Origin of the sequence: Flavobacterium panacis, from assembly GCF_024649945.1 — a bacterium.
Classification (GTDB): domain Bacteria; phylum Bacteroidota; class Bacteroidia; order Flavobacteriales; family Flavobacteriaceae; genus Flavobacterium; species Flavobacterium panacis.
Genome location: NZ_JANKMS010000001.1, coordinates 133,346 through 148,750 on the forward strand (window position 1 = coordinate 133,346; position 15,405 = coordinate 148,750).

The window sequence follows — 15,405 nt, forward strand, 5'->3', positions numbered from 1 at the left end:
ATTAAATTCCAAACCCCAAGAAAAACTTGGAATTTGGAATTTTAATATTGGAATTTATTAAAGTTTATTTTTTAATTAAACCTAACTCTACTAAACGCTCGTGCAAGAACTCTCCAGCAGAAATATCCTCGTATTTCTTAGGGTTTTCTTCATCAATACAATTTTCAAGGCAATCCAAACGCATATCGCTTACTGGGTGCATGAAAAATGGAATAGAATAACGTGAAGTTCCCCACAATTCTCTCGGCGGATTTACCACTTGGTGAATCGTAGATTTTAATTTGTTGTTGGTATGTCTAGACAACATATCTCCAACGTTGATTACCAATTCATCATCTTGAGCAATCGCATCAATCCAATCGCCATTATGATTTTGAACTTGTAATCCTTTACCTTGAGCTCCCATTAGCAATGTAATCAAGTTAATATCACCGTGAGCTGCCGCGCGAATTGCGTTTTCTGGCTCAGAAGTAATAGGAGGGTAATGGATTGGTCTTAAAATAGAGTTTCCTTCTTTTGCATATTCATCAAAATAAAACTCATCTAAACCTAAATGTAAAGCCAAAGCTCTTAAAACATAAACTCCAGTTTTCTCTAATTTTTGATACGCTTCTTTACCAACGACATTAAAACGTGGTAATTCAGTCACTTCAACATTATCTGGATATTCTGAAGCCCATCTAGAATCTGCATCAACGTATTGACCAAAATGCCAGAATTCTTTTAAATCTCCTTCTTTGCGTCCTTTAGCATGTTCTTTTCCAAAAGAAACATAACCTCTTTGGCCGCCAATTCCAGGAATTTCATATTTATGCTTAGTTTCTAATGGCAAGGCGAAAAAGTTTCTAATTTCACCATAAAGTTCGTCTACCAATTGATCATCAAGAAAATGACCTTTTAAGGCTACGAAGCCAATGTTTTCAAATGCACTGCCGATTTCATTTACAAATTTTTGTTTACGTTCCGGGTTGTCCGAAAGGAAATCACGTAAGTCTACACTAGGAATGTTTTGCATACTTTACATTTTATATTTAAGAAAAAAAGGTGTCATAAGCACCTTTCGCTAACAAAGGTAGAGAATATTTTAGGAAATAAACTTAAGCACAACTATTAAAAGTAGGTTTTTAATTAAAAATATATTTAAGAATTCAATAAAACTAACGCAAATTGTTATATTTGAAACACTCAAAAAACTGAAAAATACATGATTTTTTACCGACAAAACCTAACCGACGCTCAATTATTAGACTTATATAAAAAATTACTAAAACCAAGATTAATCGAAGAAAAGATGCTCATCTTGATTCGACAAGGTAAAGTTTCTAAATGGTTTTCTGGAATAGGACAAGAAGCTATTGCTGTTGGCGTTACAGCAGTTTTAGATCAGTCTGAATATATATTGCCAATGCATCGAAATCTTGGTGTTTTTACAACAAGAGAAATTCCGCTTCACCGTTTGTTTTCGCAATGGCAGGGAAAAGCAAATGGATTCACAAAAGGTCGTGACAGAAGTTTTCACTTTGGAACACAGGAATATAATATTATTGGAATGATTTCACATTTGGGACCTCAATTAGGAATCGCTGACGGAATCGCCCTTGCAAATAAACTTCAAGACAATAAAAAAATTACAGCTGTTTTTACCGGAGAAGGCGCTACAAGTGAAGGAGATTTTCACGAAGCATTAAATATTGCAGCGGTCTGGAAACTTCCTGTATTATTTATTATAGAAAATAATGGTTACGGACTTTCAACACCAACTAACGAACAATATGCTTGCGAAAATCTTGCAGACAAAGGAATTGGTTACGGAATTGAAAGTTGGATTATTGACGGAAATAATATTGTAGAAGTTTATAATAAACTTTCGCAGTTAAAAGAAGAAATGAAAGAAAATCCAAGACCGATTTTACTTGAATTTAAAACTTTTAGAATGCGCGGGCATGAAGAAGCAAGTGGTACAAAATACGTTCCGCAGGATTTAATGGATCAATGGGAATTGAGAGATCCTGTCGCTAATTACAAAAGATATTTACTCGAAAACGGAATTCTTACGGAAGAATTAGACGATCAATTTCGTACTGAAATCAAACAAGAAATTGATGAAAACTGGGCAATGGCAAATGCCGAACCAGAAATCGAACCAACTTATAGTGGAGAATTAGATGATGTTTACAAACCATATCAATATGAAGAGTTTACTACAGAATCTGAAACTGAAAATATTCGTTTTATTGACGCTATTCGAAATGGTTTAAACGAATCTATGCAACGTCATCGAAATTTGGTTTTAATGGGACAAGATATTGCAGAATATGGGGGCGCTTTTAAAATCACGGACGGTTTTGTAGAATTCTTTGGAAAGGATCGTGTTCGTAATACACCAATCTGTGAGAGCGCTATTGTTTCAACCGGAATGGGATTATCTATAAACGGATATAAAGCCATTGTAGAAATGCAATTTGCAGATTTCGTTTCTACAGGATTTAACCCGATTGTGAATCTTTTGGCTAAATCGCATTATCGCTGGGGCGAAAAAGCCGATGTTGTAGTTCGTATGCCTTGCGGCGGAGGAACTCAGGCTGGCCCTTTTCACTCGCAAACTAATGAAGCTTGGTTTACCAAAACCCCTGGTTTAAAAGTTGTTTATCCAGCATTTCCTTATGATGCAAAAGGTCTTTTAAACACTTCAATTAACGATCCAAATCCTGTATTGTTTTTCGAACACAAATTATTATACAGAAGTATATATCAAGAAGTTCCTAAGGAATATTATACTATTCCTTTAGGTAAAGCCGCTTTGGTAAAAGAAGGAAAATCAGTAACGATAATCTCATTCGGAGCTCCTGTTCATTGGGCTTTAGAAACTTTAACCCGTAATCCAGAAATTGATGCTGATTTAATCGATTTAAGAACATTGCAACCTTTAGATACTGAAACTATTTTTGCCTCGGTTAAGAAAACAGGAAAAGCAATAATCTACCAAGAAGACACTATGTTTGGTGGAATTGCAAGTGATATTTCGGCCTTAATTATGGAAAATTGCTTCGAATATCTTGATGCTCCTGTAAAACGTGTAGCGAGTTTAGATTCGCCGATTCCGTTCACTAAAGCTTTGGAAGATCAGTTTTTACCAAGAAATAGGTTTGAGGAAGCTTTGCTTGAGCTTCTAAGATACTAGCCTAAGGCACTGAGATACTAAGGCACTAAGATGCTAAGTTTCCCAATCTTTACAAATACAAAAAAGGATGAGTTTTTTTGCTCATCCTTTTTTGCATCGCGCTCTAAGAAAAACCTCAGAATCTTAGTAGCTTAGAAACTCAGAACCTCTTATTTAGCCTCAACTTCAAAAAGCTGTACTTGACTTTTCAATCTTTCGATCAGTAAATTCATCATTCGTTTATTTAAATTAGATGAATTTTGTATGTAAGTATCATATTCATTAATTGTAAAAAGTCCCATTATGATTCCTTTTAATGAATTTCTGAATTTAATATCTTTTTGAATGGAATTTTCAATTATCTGCAATTTCTTTTCAACGGAATAAGAGTAAAAATCTCTTTTGTTTTTATTGATATAATTAATAAAAACAGCAATAAATAAATCGTTTTGAAGTTTTAAAATCGGTCTGATGGTCTGGTTTTGAAATAACTCATCTGGAGAAGATTGAGCACTTACGGTTCCTAAAGTTTCGCCTCTGAATTCTTTTAAAAAAGTGTCTCTATCTTCCATGGTATTTGTTTTTAGTTTTATTTAAAGTTAACTAAATAATCCCACAGTAAAACCTATTTTTGTTTATATAAAAATAAATTATGCGAATATTTCTGTTTATCTGCTTATTACTAGCATCTTGCAATTCTAAAGAAGACAAAGAAAAATACAATCATAAACTTTATCGTGCTGTAAACAATAAAGATACTGCTGTTTTAGACATTCATATCAATGATAAAAGATTTTACGGGCGATACGAAATTTCACATTACGGAACAGGAAAAGATTCCGGAGACGTTAGAGGTGATCTTAGAGGAGATACTCTTCGTGGCGATTATCATTACATTTCTTTTGGAGGGAATTGGAAGAGAGTACCAATTGCGATTTTACAGAAAAATGAAAAGCTTTATTTAGGAAAAGGAGTAATTGGAACTTATTTTAATCTTCCTTGCTTTGTTCCCGAAGTACCAATTGATTATTCAAATTCTGAGTTTATTTTTGAAAAAATAGAAAAGGAGTAGGGCTACTTGCACATCTTTTAACCGCAAAGCACGCAAAGTTTTTTTGACTATGTAAATCTTAAAAAGCGCAAAGTTCGCTAAGCTTTGTATAAAAAACTTTGCGAACTTTGCGTGCTTTGCGGTTAAAACTTACCCAATAGTTGATGGCAGTTCAAAAATTTCGAGATCAAAATATCTTACTGAAGCCATGACATGGTCAAAAATATCAGCCATGATATATTCGTAGTTGGCCCAACGTTTATCACTAGAAAAAACATAAATTTCCAACGGAACTCCATGTGCAGTCGACTGTAATTGTCTACATATAATATGCATATTTTTGTTTAATCCTGGATGATCATTTAAATATTGCATGATGTACTTTCGAAACAATCCTAAATTGGTCATATTTCGGCCATTTAGCGAAAGCGTTTTATCAACTCCTCTCAGGTCATTATAGCGATCAATTTCCGCCTGACGACTGTCAATATAGGCCGTTATCAATTGAACTTTTCGTAATTGATGTAAATCTTCATCATTCAAAAAACGAATCGTACTACTTTTTATTAAAACATGTCTTTTAATACGTCTTCCATCAGATTTTTGCATTCCGCGCCAATTCTGAAATGAATCTGAACTTAGAGCATAAGTGGGAATTGTGGTAATCGTATTATCGAAATTTCGTACTTTTACGGTTGTCAAATTGATTTCGATTACATCTCCATCGGCTCCGAATTTATCCATTGTAATCCAGTCACCAATACGAACCATGTCGTTTATGGCAACCTGAACACTGGAAACAAATCCCAGAATAGTATCTCTGAAAATCAAGATAATAATTGCTGAAAGTGTTCCTAAAATGGTTAATAATTCGCCTCTTTTGATTCCGAATAGTGTAGAAATAATCATTGCGACTCCAAAAATCCAAAGAATGATCATAATAACCTGAACGAAACTGTCAATTGGTTTATCGCTATATTCTGGTTTTTGTTTTAAGTAATCGCGTAACGAATTAAAAATTGTTCTGACAATCCATAATCCAAGTAAAACGATATAAATACCAACTATTTTTCCGAACATGGATTCCCAATATTCGTATTTATCTAAAATAACAGGAACTGCTTTATAAATAAAGAAAAACGGAATTAAATAAGCTGTATATCTGGTGGTTTTGTTTTGAATTAAATAATCATCAAACTTAGTTTTGGTACGCTGTGCAAAAATGGCAGTCAAAGTGACTAAAATAAATTTGGCTACATAATATATAATGTAAGCCAGCGCTATTAAAATAGCAATATTAAAAATCAGGCTTGTATAAGAAGCAACATTGCGACTCATTCCCCAATCTCTAAATAAGGGATATAAAAAATTAAATATTTTCTCCAAAAGCTTAAGCATTTGCTTTAGTTTCTAAATATTTTTTTTCAACATAAAATGTTCCAAACGGAATAAGTGAAGCTACTAAAATGATTCCGAAAGTTTTTAAATCCCAATTCATTGATTTTTTCAATAAAAAAGCTAAAATAATATATCCGATAAACAACACTCCATGCGTCATTCCTAACGGACGTAATAAGGTGTGATAAAGTTCTGGATTATTATTTTTGATAATCAACATATTAGCAAACAATACTAAATAAGAGATTCCTTCTAAAATGGCAGTAATTTTGAAAATCTTGAGCATGTATATTTTTTTTTAAGTTTTATGCCAGCAAAATTAAGGATTCTGGATTGATTTCAGAATTTAAAAATTCAAAATTAACTCCGTTCAAGATCTTTAAAATTGGGATTTGGAATTTAAAAATTTGGAAATTATCTTTACTCTATGAGTAAAAGAGATTTAAAAAAATATTTAGGCGAGTTAACCAAAGAGCAATTAGAAGAACAATTAATAGAATTGTATGAAAAATTTGCTCCAGTAAAAGTATATTACGACTTTGTTTTTAATCCTAAAGAAGACAAATTATTGCAAGACGCAAAGGTTAAAATCTCGCAGGAATATTTTCCAATCAAAAAGCCAGGAGCAAAATGGCGTCCAAAAGCTAAAATGCGTAGATCGGTTGCTCAAAAATTAATCAAACATTTCATAATGCTTGGAGTTGACTCTTATGTTGTCGCCGATATTATGCTTTATAATATTGAAATTGCGCAAACGTTTTCTTCTCAAAACTTCATCAAGCAAGAATTATTTTACAAAAGTATCTTTAATTCGTTTGAACAAGCTGTTAATTTTATCATCTCAAACGGAATTTTTAACGATTTTAAATTACGAATTAATGCCATTTTTGAAGAAACTATGCAGCAAAAATGGAAGAATAAGTACGATTTTGAGACTATTTTAGACAAAATCGACTCCTAAAACCACTTCCCATAGAAAATCTTTATTTAAAAAAAACATTAATTTTAGTTTAAAATAAGATGAATAACTGTTTTTTCGACGTATTTTTGCAAAAATCCAAAAATAAACAATGTCTCAAAACACTTTAGAAATACAAAGAGAAGAGAAAAAAGAACTTTATGCATATCAAAAAGGCGATATTGACGCTATTTTTGACCGTTTAGACAATGCTCCTCCGAAACATCATTTATTGTATCAGCTTCCGACAGGAGGAGGAAAAACGGTGATATTTTCTGAGATCGTTCGCCGCTACTTATCAAACAACGATAAAAAAGTGGTTGTTTTAACACACCGTATCGAATTATGTAAGCAAACTTCAAAAATGCTGACAGGATTTGGTGTTACAAACAAGATTATCAATAGTAAAGTAAAAGAATTGCCAGACCAGAATGATTTTTCTTGTTTTGTAGCAATGGTTGAAACTTTGAAAAACCGTATCAATGATGAGAAACTTCATTTGGATAATATCGGTTTGGTTATTATTGATGAGGCGCACTACAACTCGTTTAGAAAGTTGTTAAACTCATTCAAAAATGCTTTTATTCTTGGAGTAACAGCAACGCCTTTGAGTTCTAATATCAAATTACCAATGCATCAAAGTTATAATGAACTTATTGTTGGTGATACTATTGGTTCATTGATTGATAAAGGATTTTTGGCAAAAGCTACAACTTACAGCTATGATGTTGGTTTGACTTCGTTAAAAGTGGGAATCAATGGTGATTATACTGTCAAATCATCAGATGATTTATATACCAACACTTTGATGCAGGAAAAGCTTCTTCATGCTTATACAGAGCGTTCTTTAGGTAAGAAAACGTTGATTTTCAATAATGGTATTCATACTTCTTTATATGTATACGAAACCTTTAGAGAAGCAGGTTACGATATTAGACACCTTGACAACACCAGTAGTTCTGAAGAACGTAAAGATATTCTACAATGGTTTAAAAAGACACCAGATGCAATTTTGACTTCTGTCGGAATTTTAACAACTGGTTTTGACGAACCAACTGTAGAGACTATAATTTTGAACAGAGCAACAAAATCGTTGACATTATATTTCCAAATGATTGGTCGTGGTTCTCGTAAACTTCCTGGAAAAGATGAATTTACAGTTATCGATTTAGGAAATAATGCCGCACGTTTTGGTTTATGGAGTGATCCTGTAAACTGGCAACACATCTTTAAATCACCTGAATTTTATTTGGAAAACCTTCGTGATGACCATGAAATTGAGATGTTTTTCAAATACAGTATGCCACCAGAATTACGAGCAAAATTCAGTAAAACGGCTGATGTATCTTTCGATGTTGACGAAGAACACAAGTTAATTATCAAACAAAATTTACGTTCGAAAGTTGTTTTAGATAAATCTCTGGATCAACATGCTGGAATGTGTGTCGATAATACCGAAACACTTCAGGAAGCTAAAATGCTGGCAAAAGAACTGGATGATGATATTGAAGACCGTATTAAACGTTACTCTAAATGCTTAAGTCAATGTAGTAAAAACTACCGCGAATGGCTGGTAGATGATTACAAGCAAAGATTAACTTTATTAATTGGTAAAAAATATCGTGAGAAAATCATGAACGAACCAGATTGATAAATTTTATTTTGTTTCAGGTTTCATGTTTCAAGTTGTTGGAATCTAAAACATTCTATATAATACAAAAGGAGAAATCGCGTTTCAGAAGAAATGCAATTTCTCCTTTCAACTTATTAAGTTTCTATGTAACTTGAAACATGAAACGTGAAACAAAAAAAACTAAAATACTCATGTCTAAACCATTTTCAACATTAGGAATTTCAGCTCCAATTTTAAAAGCTTTAAGCGAACTAAATATTGTTGAACCAACAGAAATTCAGCTAAAAACAATTCCGTTATTTTTGAGCGAAACTCATGATATTGTAGGTTTAGCCAAAACAGGAACCGGAAAAACCGCTGCTTTTGGATTACCATTATTACAATTGGTTAATCCAGAATCAACTGAAGTTCAAGCTGTAATTTTAGTTCCAACGAGAGAATTGGGACAGCAGATTTTTAGAAATTTAGAAGATTTCTCAAAGCATCTTACAACCATTTCAATTGCATCAATTTGCGGAGGAACACCAATTAAACCGCAAATAGAAAGACTTAAAGAAGGTGCTCAAATCGTAGTTGCAACTCCAGGTCGTTTAATCGATTTGATTCAGCGAAAAGCAATTGATATTAAAAAAGCCGAATATTTAGTCTTAGATGAAGCCGACGAAATGGTTTCTATTCTAAAAGAAAGTTTAGATGAGATTATTGCTGAATTACCTAAAAAGCATCGAACTTTATTGTTTTCGGCAACTCTTCCAGGAACTATAAAACAACTGATTCAGAATTATTTGCATAAAAATGTAGTTCAGATCAGTGCCAGTATGGAAACAGTTGGAAACGAAGGAATTGATCATGAATATATTGTAGTCGATCCGATTGAGAAACTAGAAGTTTTAATGCATTTCCTGAATTCCAAAGATGGTGAAAGAGGGATTATTTTCTGTAAAACGAAAGCTGCTGTCAATAAATTAGCTAAGAATCTAGCCATCAATAAATTTTCTTCTGGAGCACTTCATGGAAGTTTGACACAAGGAATTCGTGATAGAATTATGGAGCAATTCCGTGAAGGTCATATCAATATTTTAGTAGCTACTGATTTGGCAGCGAGAGGAATAGACGTTAAAGAAATTTCGTATGTCATTAATTATCATTTACCTGACACTTACGAGAATTATGTTCACAGAAGTGGAAGAACGGCAAGGGCAGGAGCAAAAGGGCTTTCTCTAACCGTCCTACAACAAGAAGAAGTTTTTGAAATAGCCGATTTTGAAAGAGAATTAGGAATCAAATTTTCGGAGTTTAAAAAACCTTCAGCTGCAAGTTTAGAAGAAAATAATATGCTTTTATGGGCAAAACAAATCTTCAAAACAAAACCGAATCATGAACTTTCAAACGATTTAAAAACGAAAGTAAAAACTGTTTTTCATCATTTGACAAAAGAAGAACTAATCGAAAAATTAATGGCGAGTTATGTCCTACAGAACAAAATCGATATAGTTGATAAAACAGTTAAAAAATTCAAAAAGTAAATAATATGACTTTTGTCATTGTTTATTAAAGTTGTACTTTTATAAGGAATTATTCTATAATCCTATTAATTACAACATATATGAAAATAGTCATTATTGGAGGCGGATTTGCGGGACTAAATCTAGCAAAAGAGCTTGTAAATCAGCCTCAAATACAAGTAACACTTGTAGACAAAAATAATTATAACTTTTTCCCACCACTTATATATCAAGTTGCTACGGCTTTTTTGGAGCCATCGAGCATTAGTTATCCATTTAGAAAGTTTTTTGCTGGTAAAAAAAACCTGCAATTTCGTTTAGGTGAATTATTATCTGTTTCTCCTGCTGAAAAGAAAATTACTTTAAGCAATGGAGAATTAGAGTACGACCACCTTGTTTTTGCAACTGGAGCAGAAACGAGCTATTTTGGTATGGAAAACGTAATGAAAAATGCCATTCCGATGAAAACCTTAAATGATGCCATCGTAATGCGTAATACATTGCTTAAAAACCTTGAGAAAGCTGCTATTTGTAAAGATATGCGTAAAAGACGTAAATTACTTACAATTGTTGTAGCAGGAGGGGGGCCGACAGGAGTAGAGGTTTCTGGAATGTTTGCCGAAATGCGAAAAAGTATTCTTTTAAAAGAATATCCTGAACTAGACACATCTGCAAGTAACGTTTATTTAGTCGATGGAGGTGATGCCTTATTGGCTCCAATGAGTAAAGACTCTCAAAAAGACACATTAGAAGCGCTGACGAAATTAGGTGTTGTGGTAAAATTAAATACCAAAGTTGTCGATTACATTGATGATACTGTCGTATTTGAAAACGGAGAAACAATCAAAACCAAAAACTTAATTTGGGCTGCTGGAGTTTCTGCTAAAATATTTGAAGGAATTCCAAAAGAAAGTTATGGACGAGGCAGACGTATGGCAACAGATGCTTATAACAAGGTAAATGCTGTCGATAATATTTACGCTATTGGAGATACTGCCATAACTTCTGGTGATGCAAAATTCCCTGACGGACATCCACAAGTTGCTCAGGTTGCTATTCAACAAGGATTAAATCTAGCTAAGAACTTTAAAGCAATGGTTGAGAATAAACCTCTTAAACCTTTTGCTTACAAAGACAAAGGTTCGATGGCAATCATCGGAAGAGCAAAAGCAGTGGTAGATTTACCAAGTCCAAAATGGCACTTTAAAGGTTTCTTTGCTTGGATTATCTGGTTGTTTATCCACTTGATTTCATTAATCACATACAGAAACCGATTAAACACGTTCTGGAACTGGATGGTCGCTTATTTTGCAAAAGATCAGTCTCTTAGAATGATCATTAGACCTGATAAAAAGATACAAAGCTAGTGGGGTTAAATTTCAATATTTAAATTCCAATAAAAAGCCAAAATCAAAATGATTTTGGCTTTTTCTATTTCATAATCCATTGGAATTTGGAATTTTAAAAAATTGTAATTTCTATTAAATTTTAGTGCCCAATCATAATATCATCAGAATCTGAGATTGTTACTTTGTTTTTTATAAATCGTTTACCGATATTTAAAATCACGAATGCAGTAATTGTTGTAGTTGTCATAATGGCCACCATCGGACCTACTGAATCTTTTACAAAAACACCAACTGCAAAAGATGCCAAAGCGCCTAATCCTAACTGAATAGCGCCCATTAAAGCAGATGCACTTCCAGTATTTTTGGCAAATGGAGCAAGAGTAAGACCAGCAGTATTTGGATTTGAGATTCCTAAACAAGCTAAAAACAAAAACAACATTCCGATAGTCTGACACAATCCTAAAAGATCATTCAAAGCTAAAATCAAAAAGATAATACTAATAATCGATTGCGAAATCAAAGCTCCAAAAATCATTTGTTCACTAGAAAATCTCTTCAACAACATAGAATTCAACTGACTAGAACCAATAAAACTTACTGACATTAAAGCAAAAATCCAACCGTACGTTTTAGCATCAACGTGGTAAATATCCATAAAGACAATAGGAGATGCTGCTACATAAGAAAACAATCCAGAAAACGCGATTGCTCCCGTAAAAGCATAAGTATAAAATTGAGGTTCTTTTAAAACAGAAATAAAATTCGTTATAATCGGTTTTGGTTTTAATGAAATTGAAGCATCTGGTTTATAAGTATCTGGAAGTCCAATTTGCGAAGCAGCCAAAATTACGATTCCCATACACATTAAGATAAAGAATACAGCGTGCCAACCAAGATCTTCTGTTACATAACCACCAATTGTAGGCGCCAGCATTGGCGAAAGCCCAACAACAAGCATAAGAAGCGAAAAAACTTTAGGAATATCTTTCACAGGAAATAAATCACGAACCATAGCTACAGAAGCTACAGTTGCAGCACAACTTCCAATTGCCTGAACAAAACGAAGTAATATAAAACTATCAATATCAGCAACGTAAATACATCCTAAAGAAGCTAAAATATAAACAAGTAAACCAATAAATAAAGGTTTTTTTCGACCAAAACGATCTAATAAAGGCCCGTAAAGTAACTGTCCAGCTGAGATTCCGATGAAATAACTGGATAAACTCATAGAAACTTTTGCTACAGTTGTATTTAAATCTTTTGCAATTCCTGAGAAACCAGGCAGATACATATCAATTGAAAAAGGACCAAGGGCGGTTAAAGATCCCAAGATAAGGATCAGTTTAATATATTTTTTTGTTGTCATTTTCTTAAAAAACGGCTTTTAATTTTTTGCAAAGGTAAAGATTTCATACCTTGTAGTATAACTTAATGAAGTTTATAACAATAAATTAAAGTATTTGCCAGCGTTACTTGGCGTAACTATTTATTAATCTTTAAATTAGAAAAATTATGAAAAAGTACCTTTTACTATTAGCCGTTTTATTCTCATCAATTTCATTCGCTCAAACTATTACATCTAAACAAGAAGAGGCCAGTGTTGCACAATACGAACTCTTAAAAAAAGTAAACCAATATTATCCAGACATCACATTAAGCAAATCTGTTACCAATTTTTATGCTGACGGAAATGTCATCGATTCACAACAGGAGTTCGATTTGAGAGGAACAAAATTCTCAAGTTATAAATTAGGAATCGAACCTGGCAATAAAAAAGTGGTATTTGATTATGTATCAACTGAAGCCGGTCATGTATATGGTGATGTTACCATATTTAACGGAAACGCATTAAGAACGACTTTTAATGAAAAAACAAATCAAATTGACGTTTCATTAAACGGAAAATCTGTTTTCTTGAAAAAACTATAATTTTGTTCAGCATAAAAAAAGCATCGCAATATTGTGATGCTTTTTTGGTTTATATTTGATTCTAATTTTAATAAAACCGTTTACGATGAAAAAATTTCTTTTTATAGCATTTTTGATCTCTCTAAAATCATTTTCACAAAATAGTTTCTCAGGAACTTGGAGCAACGAGAATTGCAAGAATTGCAAAAAGGAATATATTTTTACGATTACCATAGCACAATCTAATTATGCAATTGTTGGAACTGCAGAAATTACAAGCGAAACTAAAAAAGAATTAAATTCTGGAGTTTTAGATGTTTCCGGACATGTTTATCCACATGGCGATAAAGCGCAAATCAAACTAAAAGATAAAAACGGATTGTCATCAAGCGCAGTATTAATGACCAATGAAGGAGTTTTACAATTTACAAAACGTGGCGGAGCAGATTTAGTTCCCAGCGAAATCATTTTGAATAAATTGTACTAATACCATTTCTTTATTTAATCAACTTCTCTAATTTCTCAATCATTTCCTTTTGCTGTTGAAGCATACGCTCGTAAAGCTCAACCATTTTATCAAGAGGATTGATGTTCGGTGAATTATAAATAGCGTTAGCAAATTGAGGTGATGAATGATCGTGATTATTGAAAGTATTAGATATGATATTAATTGCCGAATCTTCATCAAAATTCTCGATAGCTTCAACAGGAACTTTAAGAATTTTAGCGACTTGATCTAAAATATTATTTTCAATCAATTCCTTTTGTTCCAAAAGAGAAATTTTCTTCTGATTCCAATCTTCACCTAATTCAAAGGCAAGCGCTTCTTGTTTGATGCCTAACATTTCACGAAAACGCTTGATATTTCTACCTTGATGTATTTTTTTCTCTGTCATAATGATTTCTATCGTAAAAGTCAAACATAGGATTTTTAGTTATAATAACTATGACAAACTGATAAATGATGTTTCTAAATTATACTTTAATGAAGATAAAATAGATTATTTCAGTTTGCTAAATTTCGTGTATTTGAAAAAAAAATAAATTTATTCTCAAAATAACCGAAATTTGAAACAGTAATATTTCCTGTAAATACACCAGTTAAAAATCTAATATTTGAAAGTCTGAAAAAATATTTCTGAAATATGAGAAATTTGACGCAGTGTAAATTTGATGTTTTTTGTGGCAAATATAAATTGGTCAAGAATTCAATATTTGAGAAAATATAAATTTATTTCCCAAATATGAAAAATTTGAGAAGTTCGATCATCAGTTTTTTTTAAAATTCAAATTATAGTAAATCGTCACAAATGGGCTATTTCGAAAAAATAAATTTATTACATCAAATAGAAGAAATACGAAGAACAACATTAGATACAGTAGAAAGACAATTAGCCGTTTGCTAACGGATATGCTACATTTCTCAATGCATATAAAAATGAACTATAATTTATAGTATGATTTGCAGTATGTCCAAGAAGATGTTAACAACTTTATTAACAGCATTTTTAACCCCTATTTTGTAGAAAAGTAAAGGTATAAAAAAAATAAGGACATAAAAAAACCCCGTTTTATTGGGGCTTATTTATTTATATTATTACGGAATTAATTCCTTTTCAGATAAGAGAAATCCTTCTTTGAAGAAGCCGTATACTTTATATTGAGCAGTTTCAGGATTTTGGTAATAACCTTTTGCCCGTTCATCTGTAAATTGTACTAAAGTTTCATTATTTACATAGTCATGCTTCCAACGCTCATATTCCGCCTCATCATGTGGAACAACATAAAGATAATGTTCTACACCGTCAATAGTTGTTATTTCTCCTAAATCTTTTTTTGCTTTTAAAGCTTCTTCATAAGTCATATTATCAATTTTAAGATTAATGATAGGTACTAAAATATTTTATTACCCTTTTACTTCGTTAATTAATTTACCATCTATAAAATATTGCATTAAAGAATTTGCACCAGACAAACGATATAAAGTTCTAATTGTTTTACCATCAAAAATTCTAACTTCCCCGTAAGTTAATACATCGTCATTTGATAAAAATGTATACGTCAAATATCTTTTATCCATTACTGTAACATTATACAGCTTAAACTTATTGCTATTATCATAAATCAACTCGGCAGAAAGAAATTCATTGACTTTTAAATTATTCTTATAACTTGCTTTAGCTTCCTTTGATATAAGAATGTCAGGATAAAACAGATTTACTTTTTTAATCAAATCATATTGTTCTAAGCTAATGGTTTCCTTTTTTTCTAAATAAATTTTCATATCTGAATCCTGAGCAAAAACTGGGATTGAAAGTAATATAAAAAGCAATAAAGTAATTTTTTTCATGTGGTTTTGTTTTGTGAGTTTATAATTACTAAAGATTTTCAAATATAGTGCCAATAATTTTAATTTCACTTTGTCAATTGCTATAAAAGA

The 15,405-nt window shown here is 32.1% G+C and carries 16 protein-coding genes; 8 read left to right on the forward strand and 8 right to left on the reverse strand.

Annotation, left to right across the window (positions count from 1 at the left end; translation table 11 throughout):
* Window positions 1–64: 64 nt before the first annotated feature.
* The gene (locus NQQ59_RS00690; protein ID WP_144212714.1) at window positions 65–1,015 is read right to left on the reverse strand and encodes an isopenicillin N synthase family dioxygenase; all 951 of its coding nucleotides are present in this window, start codon (window positions 1,013–1,015) and stop codon (window positions 65–67) included.
* 189 nt (window positions 1,016–1,204) lie between these two features.
* On the opposite strand from NQQ59_RS00690, the gene NQQ59_RS00695 reads away from it, so the two are divergent.
* Entirely contained in the window at window positions 1,205–3,181 is a 1,977-nt protein-coding gene (locus NQQ59_RS00695) for an alpha-ketoacid dehydrogenase subunit alpha/beta (RefSeq protein WP_144212716.1), read from the forward strand.
* Between the two features lie 149 nt (window positions 3,182–3,330).
* Here NQQ59_RS00695 and NQQ59_RS00700 read toward each other — a convergent pair whose 3' ends face one another.
* On the reverse strand, window positions 3,331–3,732 hold the full coding sequence (locus NQQ59_RS00700) for a glyoxalase (RefSeq protein WP_144212718.1): 402 nt from the start codon (window positions 3,730–3,732) through the stop codon (window positions 3,331–3,333).
* 80 nt (window positions 3,733–3,812) lie between these two features.
* Here NQQ59_RS00700 and NQQ59_RS00705 point away from each other — a divergent pair, with 80 nt between their 5' ends.
* A complete protein-coding gene (locus tag NQQ59_RS00705; protein WP_144212720.1) occupies window positions 3,813–4,232 on the forward strand; it encodes a hypothetical protein in 420 nt (139 codons plus the stop codon).
* Window positions 4,233–4,361: 129 nt separating this feature from the next.
* Here NQQ59_RS00705 and NQQ59_RS00710 read toward each other — a convergent pair whose 3' ends face one another.
* Window positions 4,362–5,609, reverse strand: a complete 1,248-nt coding sequence (locus NQQ59_RS00710) for a mechanosensitive ion channel family protein (protein ID WP_144212722.1) — start codon at window positions 5,607–5,609, stop codon at window positions 4,362–4,364.
* Window positions 5,602–5,895, reverse strand: coding sequence for a DUF3817 domain-containing protein (locus NQQ59_RS00715; RefSeq protein ID WP_144212724.1), 294 nt, complete (start codon window positions 5,893–5,895; stop codon window positions 5,602–5,604). Before NQQ59_RS00715 ends, NQQ59_RS00710 begins: the two co-directional genes overlap by 8 nt.
* A 141-nt stretch (window positions 5,896–6,036) precedes the next feature.
* Here NQQ59_RS00715 and NQQ59_RS00720 point away from each other — a divergent pair, with 141 nt between their 5' ends.
* The 4 genes from NQQ59_RS00720 to NQQ59_RS00735 all read left to right on the forward strand — a co-directional run bounded on the left by NQQ59_RS00720 (window position 6,037) and on the right by NQQ59_RS00735 (window position 11,072).
* The gene (locus NQQ59_RS00720) at window positions 6,037–6,570 is read left to right on the forward strand and encodes a DUF6155 family protein (RefSeq protein WP_144212726.1); all 534 of its coding nucleotides are present in this window, start codon (window positions 6,037–6,039) and stop codon (window positions 6,568–6,570) included.
* Between the two features lie 109 nt (window positions 6,571–6,679).
* Window positions 6,680–8,218, forward strand: coding sequence for a DEAD/DEAH box helicase (locus tag NQQ59_RS00725; RefSeq protein WP_144212728.1), 1,539 nt, complete (start codon window positions 6,680–6,682; stop codon window positions 8,216–8,218).
* A 173-nt stretch (window positions 8,219–8,391) separates the two neighbouring features.
* Window positions 8,392–9,726, forward strand: a complete 1,335-nt coding sequence (locus NQQ59_RS00730) for a DEAD/DEAH box helicase (protein WP_144212730.1) — start codon at window positions 8,392–8,394, stop codon at window positions 9,724–9,726.
* A gap of 80 nt (window positions 9,727–9,806) precedes the next feature.
* On the forward strand, window positions 9,807–11,072 hold the full coding sequence (locus NQQ59_RS00735) for an NAD(P)/FAD-dependent oxidoreductase (protein WP_144212732.1): 1,266 nt from the start codon (window positions 9,807–9,809) through the stop codon (window positions 11,070–11,072).
* A gap of 121 nt (window positions 11,073–11,193) precedes the next feature.
* On the opposite strand, the gene NQQ59_RS00740 is transcribed toward NQQ59_RS00735, so the two are convergent.
* The gene (locus tag NQQ59_RS00740) at window positions 11,194–12,423 is read right to left on the reverse strand and encodes a multidrug effflux MFS transporter (RefSeq protein WP_144212734.1); all 1,230 of its coding nucleotides are present in this window, start codon (window positions 12,421–12,423) and stop codon (window positions 11,194–11,196) included.
* A gap of 146 nt (window positions 12,424–12,569) precedes the next feature.
* Here NQQ59_RS00740 and NQQ59_RS00745 point away from each other — a divergent pair, with 146 nt between their 5' ends.
* Together NQQ59_RS00745 and NQQ59_RS00750 are read left to right on the forward strand one after the other, a co-directional pair.
* Complete coding sequence (locus tag NQQ59_RS00745; protein ID WP_144212736.1) at window positions 12,570–12,986, forward strand: hypothetical protein; 417 nt, start codon at window positions 12,570–12,572, stop codon at window positions 12,984–12,986.
* A gap of 85 nt (window positions 12,987–13,071) precedes the next feature.
* Window positions 13,072–13,452 carry a hypothetical protein gene (locus NQQ59_RS00750; protein WP_144212738.1) on the forward strand — a complete coding sequence of 127 codons (381 nt, stop codon included), beginning with the start codon at window positions 13,072–13,074 and terminating at the stop codon, window positions 13,450–13,452.
* 10 nt (window positions 13,453–13,462) lie between these two features.
* Here the strand turns inward: NQQ59_RS00750 and NQQ59_RS00755 are convergent, their stop codons facing one another.
* From NQQ59_RS00755 to NQQ59_RS00765, 3 genes are all read right to left on the reverse strand, one after another.
* The gene (locus NQQ59_RS00755) at window positions 13,463–13,861 is read right to left on the reverse strand and encodes a helix-turn-helix domain-containing protein (RefSeq protein WP_144219722.1); all 399 of its coding nucleotides are present in this window, start codon (window positions 13,859–13,861) and stop codon (window positions 13,463–13,465) included.
* 701 nt (window positions 13,862–14,562) lie between these two features.
* Window positions 14,563–14,829, reverse strand: a complete 267-nt coding sequence (locus NQQ59_RS00760; protein ID WP_257698031.1) for a hypothetical protein — start codon at window positions 14,827–14,829, stop codon at window positions 14,563–14,565.
* Window positions 14,830–14,871: 42 nt separating this feature from the next.
* A complete protein-coding gene (locus NQQ59_RS00765) occupies window positions 14,872–15,315 on the reverse strand; it encodes a hypothetical protein (protein WP_257698032.1) in 444 nt (147 codons plus the stop codon).
* Between the last annotated feature and the right edge of the window lie 90 nt (window positions 15,316–15,405).